This window comes from Microcoleus sp. AT9b-C3 (assembly GCF_036705485.1).
GTDB lineage: Bacteria > Cyanobacteriota > Cyanobacteriia > Cyanobacteriales > Microcoleaceae > Microcoleus.
Genome location: NZ_JAUBUR010000006.1, coordinates 1 through 12,389, shown reverse-complemented (window position 1 = coordinate 12,389; position 12,389 = coordinate 1). Strand labels below are relative to the sequence as shown.

Sequence of the window (12,389 nt, the reverse complement as noted above, 5' to 3'; positions counted from 1 at the left end):
AGTCTATAGCATCGAAACAGCCACTAGCATCCCTACCAATCTTTTCGTAAACTGAATCATCAAAATCATAATATGTGACTGTTTTTCCGAGAGCTACACATTTCACTTTACTAGCACCTGCTTTCAGAAGTAACTCTTTGCCTGCGCGTAAAGAATTACCAGTCGTTGATACATCATCGAGCAAAAGAACATTTTTATTTTGCATCAATTCTAAATTGGTTACTTTCATTGATTCAAAATGAATTTCGAGTTCCCGATTGCCTCCTGTAGATAATCGATCGATGTTTTTAACTCGTATTAAGCAAAGAGTTGCGTCAGTGATTTTTTCTGGGAGAGATTTAGCTAATTTTTGGGCTACTAGATGGATCCCCGATACTTGATTACCTGACGAATGTGAAGGAACTACAGCAATGGCAAAGCTCTCCTCCATCTTTAAATGCTTTTTTAGCTCCTCAAACCAGAAATCAATACTTGTTTTTTCTTTGTTTTTCAAGTCAAGAATTTTTTCACTAAAGTAATCAAAACAATCATTCTCTTCGCCTTGCCACTTAAGAGGATGATAATTCCTTAAATAATAGATATCTTTAGAATCGCTGAAGATTATCATATCTCATGACTTGGTGATATTTTCTTTGCCCATTCTAGCATACGCAATCGGAGGCTAAAGGGGTTTTATTTCCAGAATTTTGTATTATACCGAAATCTGCGATCGGCTATAAACCTACATCTTTTTCTCTGATTTATTCTCTTCTCATCTACCCTCTGCGCCCTCTGCGGCCTCTGCGGTTCATCGAAAACAAATCCAGTTTGCACAGGTAAAAGCCCAAAGCTAAAATTTAATTGTACGAGCATGATAGTGCAATGATTATAGCCTTTTAGTACAGCCAAAAATAAGCTATTCCCAAAGTAACGAAAGTCAGCGGCAGCCCGAACCGCAAATGTTCTTTAAAAGTCAGCCGATCGCATGATTTCCCTGCAACTTCAGCTACAATTAAATTAGCCACAGAACCCAACAAAGTTAAATTCCCCGCCAGGGTAGAACCCGCCGCCAACAACAGCCAAGCTTGCGTATCTGTTTTGACAATCACCGATTGCAGAACTAACACTGCGGGTACGTTAGAAATTAAGTTAGAAAGAATTACCGTTACTCCCAACAAACTCAGCGGCGTACCCGTCAAATTAGTTAAATTGTCCAACAAACCCAGTTGTTGAGTTGCCTTTGTCACCACAAACAATCCCGCAAACATCACTAGCAAATTCCAGTCAACTCCTTGCAAAATGCGATCGGACTTGACGCGCCTAGTAATTAACAATATACTGGCAGCTATCCAGGCAGATTCTGCTAAAGGTGCTCCCGCCAAAAAAGCTACTAAAAGTCCTGCTGTCACCCACAAACTTTTTGCTAGTAAAGGCTTGAACAATCGATACCTGACTTGAGTAACCTGCGGCAAAGATTTGCCAGAACGCACTTCTGGATAAAGCAACCACAGCCAAGCTACTTGAACCAGCAAACAAATTAAAGCTACTGGTGCGAGAGAGCGGGCAAATTCCAAATAACTAATTCCCGAAAAAGAACCGACGAGAATATTTTGCGGGTTGCCACTCACAGTCGCCACTGAACCTAAATTAGTACCTCCGGCTAAAGCTAAAAGATAAGGGATAGGATTGAGAGACAAAGAGCGAGTCAGACTCAGCGTTAAAGGGGCCAACAAAATAGCAGTAGTGTCGTTGAGAAAAAATGCTGATAAAATGCCGCTGCCAAAAGTAACTGCCACTATAATGCCGAAAGGAGAACGAGTAAAGCGAGTTAAAAACTCCAAAGCGAGTTGAAAAAAACCCGATGCTCCCAAAGCCGAATTAATGACCATCATTCCCAGCAAAAAAACGATCGTATTTGGGTCGATCGCCTCCCAAGCAGTTTTGAGGTTAAGTATTCCCAAAGCCACCGCAAAACCTGACCCAACAATTGCAACCGCCGCCCGGTTCATCCGCAGTCCCGGCAAATATCCCAAACCGAATCCCAAGTAGGTCAGTCCCAATACTAGGTATTTGAGTGTTATCATATATACTTAAAACCCTTGATTGTGGCTTTTTCCATTGTCTGGGATACTCAAAGTACAGACCGGGTAGTTGCAGCTAAACCTGCTAGCATTGCAAATAGCGCTAAATATCACCGTGCAAAATAGCCAGTTTTGCAGTAAATTTATCAATACCAATTGAGATATAGTACCTCATCGCCCATTTATCCAACCTTTTGAGACTTTGGGAACTTGGTGCGAACAAAATTTGTCAACCGGCGCCAATTAGCTCTCACAACTTTCTTCTCAGCTAAAATATGCAAAATCACGAACGCTAAAAACGTGTACGCCAGCCAAAAATGCAAGCTTTTTCCGACATCAATCATTGCGGAGTTCTGCGGAAACATATCCGGCAAAAGAATCCCGAAAAATTTCACATTGTTAGTTTTGTAAGAGTTAGAAAGTAAGAAACCAGCAACCGGAACTAGCCACATAAAAACGTACAAAGTTGCGTGCAGAGCAAAATTTTTGTACCATTCTTTCGTAAACTTTGGCAGGCGTTTCGTATATTTTTTCCACCATACCTGCAGCAGAGTTAAAATCCGCCAAGTCAGCAAAGCCATTGTCAGCACTGCTACGGATTTGTGAAAATCGTAAAGGGGGCCTCGAATAAACAATTCTCCCGGCAATCGAACCATAGAAGTACCGGTAATAAACAGCACTAAATAGCAAGCTGACATCGCCCAGTGTAAAGACATCAATTGTTTGAACGCAGAATTAAGTCTGGGTTTTGCAACGGGTTTTACGGTACTCACTCTTTCTTACCTCCTTAGCGTTTGCTGCACAAGATTAAGTATAAAGTATAGGACTAAAGCCCGTGGTCGATTGTGCATTATAAGATTTACTTAACTTAAGTATTACAAATATTTATTAAACAGTCTAATTAACTATATTCACGATCGTCAATCGATTGCGCGATTTTAGATTTTAGATTTTAGATTGACCCCACGGATAAATCCGGGGGCTTGAGGATTTTCGATTTGGGATTGATTCCACGGATAAATCACGTGGCGGCTACCACCTTTGAAATTCTTGGTCATTCCCAACACAAAACATCGTACTTGGCTCGATCGCCTCCCAAGCAGTTTTCAGGTCGAGTATCCCAAAGCCACCGCAAAAGCTGACCCGATAATTGCAACCGCCGCCCGGTTCCTCCGCCACCCCGGCAAATATCCCAAACCGAATCCCAGGTAGGTCAGTCCCAATACTAAGTATTTGAGTGTTATCGTATATACTTAAAATCATTGATTGTCGGTTTTTTTTATTGTCTAGGATGCTAAAAGTACAGACTGGGTAATTGCAGCTAAACCTGCTGGCATTGCAACTAGCGGGAAATATCGTCGGCAGACCGTGTACCAACTAGAAACAAACACAGTGGTTGGATGGGGAAGCGAAAACCAGCACGCTGGACAAGTTGTAATTTTGTTACAACTTGTAACTTTTTTCAAACAACAGGTTTAATTTAGTTTCACAAAAAAGTTAAATTCCAGAAAGTAAAATTAATTACAGTCGAGTTAAGCTAAAAGTGTTTGCTAAAAAAAGTCATTCAAGCAACCCCGAAACCAACTATTCTCACTTGATGGACACCGACGGCGAGTTCGCGACAGCCAAACTTTCGTGTAGCCAACAAGTCGAACAAGATTGGTATGGAACTCTCTACGAGAATTTTCCGGGCATTTACTTCGTTCTAGACGCTTTGGGAAGAGTTTTTTCGCTCAATCAATTCGGCGCGTCTCGCCTTGCCTACAAATCACAGGAATTAATTTGTCATTCAATTTTTAACATATTTTACTGCCAAGATCAAGGCAAAATGCAGGCAGAATTTGCCGGATTGGCCCAGCCGGAAAACGGTACGCCAACTCCAAAAATAGCCTGTTGGGAAGGCTACTTAACTTGCAAAGACGGCAGGATTATTAGGGTAAGAGCAACCGCGCGCCCAATGCCGGCGGTAGATTGGAAAATAGAGGAAAATACCAAGGGTCGTTCGATTGCCAATTTCCAACGGCCTGCTGTACTGTTAGTTTGCGAAGAAATTAAAGCGGCTTCGCAGTTATCCACGCCGCTCAACCAGAGAGCAAATTGGCGCAGTCCAACTTTAGCGATCGCAAAATTAGCCAAAAGTCAACTTAAAGAACGCCACAATATAGAAGACTTCATCCGCGAAGTAACAGAAACCGCTGTCAGTATTGTCAACTGCGATCGAGCCAGTATTTGGCTGTATGGCGAAGACAAAACGCAGCTTCACTGTATCGACCTTTACGAACAAAATACTAAACTCCATTCCGTACAAATAATCATCACAGCATCCGACTGTCCGGCATATTTTCAAGCTTTAAAATCTGTAAGTGCGATCGCAACTGTGGCCGCAGAAAATGACCCCAGAACGCGAGAACTTGTCGGTCTTTATTTGCTCGATCGGGGCAAGACTTCCCTGTTAAACGTACCGATTGTGCTAGCAGGTAAAATGGCGGGAATAGTCAGCGCCGAACGCCAGGGTTCCCACGGAGATTGGACGGAAGAAGAACACGAATTTACCCAAATATTAGCCGATTTTGTATCCTCAAGTTTGTCAGCTAGCGAAAAGTTAAAATTAGAAGGAATGCGGCACGAACAGCAGCAAAACTTGCTCGCCCAATACTACGATCAACTAGAAGAAAGAGTAGAAAGACGCACCGCTGAACTCAAAAAAGCTAACCAAAAACTGCAAAAAGAAATAATTAAAAGAAAACAAGCCGAAGCCGAACTACGCCTGCAGCAACAAGAACAGCAAATTATTTTTGATTCCGTGCCGGCGATGATTTGGCTTAAAGATACCGAAAGTCGCCTGCTGCGAATTAATCAAGCCGCCGCTGCATCCAGAGGTTTGCCCGCAGCTCAATTAGAAGGTAAATCTTTTTATGAAATCTATCCAGACGAAGCAGAGCAATATTATTTAGAAGATTTGGAAGTAATCAATTCTGGCCTTCCCAAACATGGCCAAGTCGAACTGCTACCAACAGTTTCTGGTCAAAAATGCTGGGTGCGGACAGATAAAATACCTTACCGCGACGAAACAGGTAAAGTCGCTGGTGTAATCGTGTTTGCAGTAGATATTACTGATTTAATTAGAGTTGAAAAAGAACTGCGAGAATATCGCGATCGCCTCGCACAAAAAGTCGAGAAACGTACTGCTATGTACAGGCAAGCCATGACCGCTTTGTACTCGGCAAATACGCAACTGCAACAGTTAATTAACAACAGCTATTCCTCGGGCGAAAATGGCAGCAGCTACTCAGCAGCACGCTTGCTCGAATGCGAAGCTTATTTTGAAGCAGTTGCCGTGGCTGACCGCGACACAATTTTGAGCGTCAGCAGTAATTTTGCCCAACTTTTCGGTTACGAACCTGCGGAAATGGTGGGAATGAGCTTGCTGGAACTACTGTCGCCGAAATCATACAAACAGGCGCCGCAAATGATTTCTGCTTCCAGCAATACAGTCTGTGAAACTATTTTTCTCAAGCGAGATGGAACTGCTTTTCCCGCTGACGTTCGCAGCAAATTCGTATTTTGGGAAGGTCGTTTAGTACAGGTGAAAGCAGTCCGAGACCTCACGGAACGCAAATTGACTGCAGCAGATTTAGAGCGAGCGCGGTCTTTGCTGCACGCTACCTTGGAAGCAACTGCCGACGGCATTCTCGCCGTTACTACCGCCGGAGAAATGATTAGTTATAACGAAAAGTTAGTGCAAATGTGGGGAATTTATGAAGAAGTTAGAAACTCAATGGATAGAACGGTGCGGCTGGCATTTCTCACTAAGCAAGTTAAAGATCCGAAAGCTTTTTTGCAGAGAGTTAAAGAATTTTATAGCGATGCGGAGTCGGAAGGTTGCGATATTCTAGAATTTAAAGACGGCCGCACTTTTGAACGCTACACGCAGCCAATTCGAGTCGGACAAAATATTATTGGCAGGGTGTGGCGCTTCCGCGATATTACCTCTCGCGAAAAGGTGACGGCAATGTTAGGAGATTCTCAAAGGCGCTTTCGGGCAATTTTTGATTCTTCTTTCCAATTTGTGAGCTTGTTGAAACCGGACGGCACTCTGCTGGAAGCTAACCAAACTTCTCTGGATTTTGCGGGAATTAAACTGCGGGATGTGGCAAATAAACCGTTTTGGCTGTTGCCTTGGTGGGGAGATTCTGAGGAAGTTCAGGAGCAGTTGCAAGAGGCGATTTGTCGATCGGCACAAGGTGAATTTGTCCGCTATGAAGTGGAAGTTCAAGGTGTAAATCGGACGGCAATTGTTGATTTTTCTCTCAAACCTGTCGCGGATGAAACTGGCAAAATAGTATTGTTGCTGCCGGAAGGTCGGGACATTACTAAAAGTAAGCAAGCCCAAGTCGCGCTGCGGCAACAAATAGAACGGGAACGCTTGATAGCACAGATTCAATCGCGCATTCGTTCTTCTCTGGATCTCCAAGATATTCTCAACACTACAGTAGCGGAAGTGCGGGAGTTTTTGGCAACCGATCGCGTGCTGGTTTTCCGCTTTCGACCTGACTGGAACGGAGATGTGGTGGTGGAGTCGGTTGCAGAAGGATGGATGCCACTCAAGGGGATGGCAATTGACGATTGCTGTTTTGCCACTACTTACATCGGACAGTATTTAAAGGGCCGCATTCGCGCCATAGAGGATATTCACACTTCTAATTTGAGCGAGTGTCACGTTAATTTTTTGGAGACTTGTCAGGTGAAGGCAAATTTGGTGGTGCCGATTGTCCAGCAGGGAATAGAACCTAGGGAAGGTAACGGTTCTTGTCAAGTGCCGAAGTTGTGGGGTTTGCTGATTGCCCACCACTGTTCGGCACCCCGCCAGTGGCAGCAGTTTGATGTGGATTTGCTGAGTCAGTTGGGTACTCAAGTTGCGATCGCGATCGAACAATCTTTACTTTACCAGCAGCTAGCTGCGGCCAACCAGCGGTTGGACGGGTTGGCGAATTTGGACAGTCTGACTCAACTAGCTAACCGTCGCCGTTTTGACGAGGTGATCAACCGAGAATGGGAGCAGTCGAGCTCTTCGGAACCGCTATCTTTGATTATGTGCGACATTGACTGTTTTAAACTTTACAACGACAATTACGGCCACCAAGCCGGGGATGCTTGTTTGCAGCAAGTGGCGCGGGCGATCGGCGATGCTTGCACGAACGCACCCCCAGAACGCCTCTATTTGGCTGCTAGGTACGGCGGCGAGGAATTTGGGGTAATTTTGCCAAATACGGATATCGTGGCTGCACAGGCTGTTGCTGAGGGAATCCGCAGCCGCGTCAAAGCCTTAGCAATTCCCCACATTAAGTCTGTTGTCAGCGATTGCGTGACTCTCAGCATGGGAGTTGCGGCCGTTTCGCAAAGTCAAAATTCCCCGAAAATGTTGATTGAAGCTGCGGATAAGGCACTGTATCGAGCTAAGTCTGGCGGGCGCGATCGAGTGGCTATTAGTGATTAGTCAGTAGTCAGGTTATTTTAGATTTTAGATTTTAGATTTTAGAATTGGGAATGACTGATGAAGCTGGTCGTTTGGAGGTTGTCTACAGTTGCATTCTTTTTTGAAACTGGCATCACAAAAAAGCGATCGCCCTAACTGGCATAAAGTTAGTGCGATCGCGGTACTATGAATCAGCTATTTATCTATCAGACTCGGCGCGGAATTTTTACGCATTTTTACGAAGATTGTTACAAAACTTTACTGGGCGTTGGGTAAAAAGATTCAGAAATCCCTTTTCTCTACCTGATATCTCTTTTTTTATTGAACCGCAGAGGGCACAGAGGGCACAGAGGAAGAGAAGAGAGTAAGAAAGGAGTTCACAAATGATGAGGGATTGCTATGCCAATGCCCAATGCCCAATGCCCTACCTATTTAGCTAACAGTTTTTGAAACACCTCATACATATCCTCAGCCAACTTTTTAGGATTCCACAAAGGTGCGAGATGTTCTGGCTGCTTAGATTTTATTAAATGCTCTTTCACAGCATTTCTGAAACCAGCATCGCGGCCAAACTTAACTCCCCACTGCGTGTATTCCTCCCAACTCCACGCCGCACCAACATCAACATTTGCACTTTTCAGAAAAGCATAACCCATGCGCGAAAGATATTGGTCGCCGGATCGAGTTACCACTGGCAAATTGGCCCACAAAGCCTCTAAATTGTGAGTCCCGCCGTTGTAAGGATAGGAATCTAAAAGCACGTCGGCTACATAATAAATAGCGCGGTGTTCTTCCTCACTTCTGGTTTGCCCTATAAACTTAATCCGACCAAAATCTACTCCTTGAAGGTCGCATTCTTCGCGGTAAGTGCTGTGAATAATATCGGGGTCGCCTTGACCTTTGCGGATTAACACACTATCTGGTACTTCCTTAAGAATTGTAACTTGAGCTCGTACCATTTCGGGATTGGTTTTTCTCCCTGGCGCAACGCACAGATAAGTCATTTGATCCAAGCCAATTCCCAGAGCATTTCTAATCGCCTCTCGATTTACAGGAATGCTTTGCAGTGCGCCAATTGCTACCGAACAAACAGGCAATCTTACTAACTGTTCTAAGTAATTTTTTTCCACACCAGGGGGGTGAGTGTGTTCGTCGCACAGAAAGTAGTGATTATCTGAAATGTAGGGGGCGTCAAATCCCAGCCAAGATACGCAAATCCCTGCAGGATATTGATACAGCACTTCGACATTTGTTGGGACTGTCATCGAGTCTAAGTCTATCAAAACATCCAAGTTGTCTTGCGCTACTTCCGCGAAGATTTCACCGCCATCAGCAAAGCCGTTTGGATATTTTTTAGGCCAGTAAAACTTGCCTGCCATGTCTTCAAACCGCTGCGTAACTTCATCTCGGTGGAGTTTGCCGGTGACGTAAAGGTGAACGTGGGGCGTGATGTGGCTTAATTCGCGAATTAAAGCTTCGCTGCACCAGCCTACTGAGTGGCGGCGGAAGTGTTTGGAAAGGAAGCCGATTTTTAAAGGACGTTGTTCTTTTGTTTGGTAATTGGCTAGGTTGCTTCTGTTAACTTGCTGGCGCCGGGGAACGGCTTTTTGGTAGTATTCTTTGGCAATTAGTCGGTAGAAACTGGCATTTTTTTCGCGGTTGTCTCGCAGGTGAGAAACTGCAAACAAGAAGATTTCGTAGAGCAGTTTTAGTTCGATTACGCTAAAGGTTTCGACCTTTTCGTAGCAGAGTTTTTCGATTTCTTCTAGTTTCTGAATTGCCTGTTTGCTGACACCTGATTGCAGGTAGGAAAAGACATAGGCTGTAGCTGACATGATTGGGGCATTTTCGCCGCAGTTTTCGCAGTATTTGTCGGCTATGCTGCGGGCTCCGGCGAGGTTGGTGGAATGACTTAGCAAGTCGCACAATTGTTGGTAGGCTTCGCTAAATTTGGGGTTGCATTCGATCGCCTTTTCAAAATTGGCGATCGCCTCCAACGGCTTATCTTGTTTCTGAATGTGTCCCATCCGGCAGTAAACCTCTGCCCAATTCGGTTTTAATGCCAGGGCTTGCTGATAGCTGGCTAAAGCTTCTTCCAGCCGCCCCTGCATGGAAAAACAATTGCCGAGGTTAGCGTGAACTTCCGGCCAGTCGGGCTTGATTTTCAGAGTGTTTTGATAATTAGTAATTGCTGCGTCGTACTTGTTTTGCTGTAAAAAAGAATTGGCTATATTGAAGTGCAGAACTTCTAAGTGCGGCTTTAAAGCTACAGCTTTCTGATAGTAAGCGATGGCGGCGTCGAGATTGCCTTGTTGCGATCGCGCGCTGCCGATGTTACCGTAAGCTTCGGCCCAATCCGGTTTAATGGCGATCGCATTTTCGTAGCTTTCGATGGCTTCCTCGCGCTTTCCTTGCCCCAAAAGTCGATTACCTAAGTTAAAGTGGAAGTCTGCACCGACTAGCTGCGGGTTGAGTTCGGATGTTCTTTTAAAACAGGCGATCGCTGCTTCGATGTTGCCGTGTTGATGATATACTTTCCCTAAATTCCAGTGAGCTCCCGCTAAATTTGGACTGAGGGCAATCGCTTGCTGGTAATGGGCGATCGCTTCTTCCAAACGCCCCATTTTGAAATACATACTACCGATATTGGCACGCACTTCTGCAAAGTTTGGCTGCAATTCTAGGGCTTGAGAATACGATCTAATTGCCGCTTCAGTTTTGCCTTCAGCTTGCAAGGCATTGCCTAAAGTGACGTAAGCGTAGATGAAATCAGGTCGAATTTTTAGCGCTTGCTGACAAGCTGCGATCGCCTCTTTAATTTTACCTTGAACTAAAAATTGTTCTGCGAGTTTATTGTACGGTTCTACTTCTTGAAAATTGGCAACTTGTTCGCTATCTGGAACATTGAGCGAGGTAACTTGTTCGGAAAGTTCGGCGGGATTTGTAAAGGGAGTATTTAAAGTTTGAGTGGTGGGCGCTGGCGGCAAATTGATGCTCGAAGGCTGCAAGTCGTAGCCTTCATCTTTGTTGATAGATACTGGTTGCGCTTCGCATGATTCTGTTTCTAATTCGATAAAGTTGCTGTCGGTAGTTTCCCGCTCTTTTTGTGCGAACAAACTCGATAGTTTCTCAGCAGCGCTGGCATCTCCCGGTTGCTGTTGCAGCACTTTTTGATAGCAAGTAATTGCTGCATCTAAGTTTCCTTGCTGCTGCCAAACGCTGCCCAGCATCATATTAACCGATGACAATTGAGGATTAATCGCTAGAGCTTTTTGGTAATAATTGGCCGCTCGATCCAATTGCCCTAACTTGTAATACATACTGCCGAGATTCGCGCTGGCTTCAGCAAATTCCGGCTGAATTTCTAAAGCTTGTAAGTAAGCTTGAATTGCCATTTCCAGATTGCCTTGAGCGTGCTGGGCATTGCCCATTGTCAAGTAAGCAGCAGCAAAGTTGGGTTGAAATTTAAGAGCGAGATTGCAAGAGGCGATCGCCTTTTCAAATTCTCCTTGCAAAACATAAACTTCCGCCAACTTTTTATGAACTTCTGCATCTCTTGGATTAAACTCTAAAGCTTTCTGATAGTTCTCGATTGCGCCACCGAGATCACCTCGATCTTTCAGCCAATTTCCCTTTTGAAAATAATCTCTCACTGCCTCTAAACCTACTAAAGAATTCCGGCTCATTTGCTCTGCCACTCTTACAGTTTTTACACTAATAATATTCAACCATTCTAACCACTATCGGGATCGCACAGACCAAGTACACCCTCGATTTATATATTCTACCTGCTGTCTCAGATGATTTTCAGCAGTTGCGCCACCCGTACCCGTCTCCTAATTTAAAACTCCAACTACGGCCTCTAAAAGCCGCCTTGTATATCCCTCCCCATCTGGTTAGCCCGCCCGCTTCCAATTAGTTATCGATGCAAAATTTTCCACCCCTGACATTGAAACTAGACGGGCAAATCCAGCAGTTGTTTCCGCCAAAGCTGCCAATTCACTCGTCACAATCCGGCAACCGCTGGCCATCGCCTCCATCACGGCAATAGATGAGGTTTCCAACTAGGTATTCGGATAAGCTAAAACCGCGACTGAACGCAGTTGCCGGACGAGTTCGGGTTGCGGTAGGGAACCGATGTACTCGACGCCTTCTGTTTCCTGACAGTGGCGGTAAAGTTGACCGAAAAAAAGCTGGTTATCATTGTCGTCTATTTGGTGTACTTTCATGCTTTAAAATACTTTTAATCTGGTTCCGGGGACAGCTTGACGAATTTCGGGAAAGACTTTTAACAAAATATCGAGTCCGCGAAATGGAGTTCTGGTGTAAGCTAGAATGGGCGGTCGATATTTATGAGAGAGGGTAGAAATATTATCGGCGAAAATGTTAGCAAAACAAGGTGCGATCGCATTTCTTAAAACACAACAGCGATTGGAGTCAATCCCAAAGCGCTGGCGAAATTGCTCGCGTTGCCAGTCGCTGACAAATACAAAAGCATCGCAAGCATTGATTTCTCGCTCATTTTTAAAATTTTCGAGGAATACAAAGCCGGGTTCGTTATGTATCCACAAAATTAACTTAGTGTTATGCCCCAAAAGAGGCTTAACTTCCAGCGCTTTGCCGACTATATTGACTATAACTAAAAAATCGAGCGATCGCAGCAATTCTAAATTAGATTTGTCCCCTACTCTGCGCCTGCAATCAACGCCACGCCATAGCCCCGACTCGGAAGTATTGTTGAGTAAAAATACCTCGTTTCCCTGTCCAGCCAACGCCTCATACCAATTTAATATGAAGCTGCATAGAATAGGGCTTCAAGAATAAACTTGTAAGATGACAACGAACTAATTTGG

At 44.5% G+C, this 12,389-nt stretch carries 9 protein-coding genes; 1 reads left to right on the top strand and 8 read right to left on the bottom strand.

The window, feature by feature from the left end; all coding sequences use genetic code 11:
* The 4 genes from QUB77_RS07500 to QUB77_RS07485 form a co-directional block, all read right to left on the bottom strand.
* Positions 1–607: phosphoribosyltransferase (locus tag QUB77_RS07500; RefSeq protein WP_333170880.1), on the bottom strand; the 607-nt coding region annotated here is incomplete at its 3' end.
* A 268-nt stretch (positions 608–875) separates the two neighbouring features.
* The gene (locus QUB77_RS07495; protein WP_333170877.1) at positions 876–2,063 is read right to left on the bottom strand and encodes an anion transporter; all 1,188 of its coding nucleotides are present in this window, start codon (positions 2,061–2,063) and stop codon (positions 876–878) included.
* A 179-nt stretch (positions 2,064–2,242) separates the two neighbouring features.
* Positions 2,243–2,833, bottom strand: coding sequence for a cytochrome b (locus QUB77_RS07490; protein ID WP_333170874.1), 591 nt, complete (start codon positions 2,831–2,833; stop codon positions 2,243–2,245).
* A 259-nt stretch (positions 2,834–3,092) separates the two neighbouring features.
* Complete coding sequence (locus QUB77_RS07485) at positions 3,093–3,323, bottom strand: hypothetical protein (protein ID WP_333170871.1); 231 nt, start codon at positions 3,321–3,323, stop codon at positions 3,093–3,095.
* Between the two features lie 280 nt (positions 3,324–3,603).
* Between QUB77_RS07485 and QUB77_RS07480 the strand changes: the two genes are divergently transcribed.
* Complete coding sequence (locus QUB77_RS07480; protein WP_333170869.1) at positions 3,604–7,557, top strand: PAS domain S-box protein; 3,954 nt, start codon at positions 3,604–3,606, stop codon at positions 7,555–7,557.
* Positions 7,558–7,964: 407 nt separating this feature from the next.
* Here QUB77_RS07480 and QUB77_RS07475 read toward each other — a convergent pair whose 3' ends face one another.
* The 4 genes from QUB77_RS07475 to QUB77_RS07460 form a co-directional block, all read right to left on the bottom strand.
* Positions 7,965–11,222 (bottom strand): tetratricopeptide repeat protein, encoded by a 3,258-nt coding sequence (locus QUB77_RS07475; protein WP_333170867.1) that lies wholly within the window; start codon positions 11,220–11,222, stop codon positions 7,965–7,967.
* A gap of 210 nt (positions 11,223–11,432) precedes the next feature.
* Entirely contained in the window at positions 11,433–11,600 is a 168-nt protein-coding gene (locus QUB77_RS07470; protein WP_333170864.1) for a hypothetical protein, read from the bottom strand.
* Positions 11,601–11,765, bottom strand: coding sequence for a hypothetical protein (locus tag QUB77_RS07465; protein ID WP_333170862.1), 165 nt, complete (start codon positions 11,763–11,765; stop codon positions 11,601–11,603).
* Between the two features lie 3 nt (positions 11,766–11,768).
* Positions 11,769–12,308, bottom strand: coding sequence for a hypothetical protein (locus QUB77_RS07460; RefSeq protein ID WP_333170860.1), 540 nt, complete (start codon positions 12,306–12,308; stop codon positions 11,769–11,771).
* Positions 12,309–12,389: the final 81 nt, after the last annotated feature.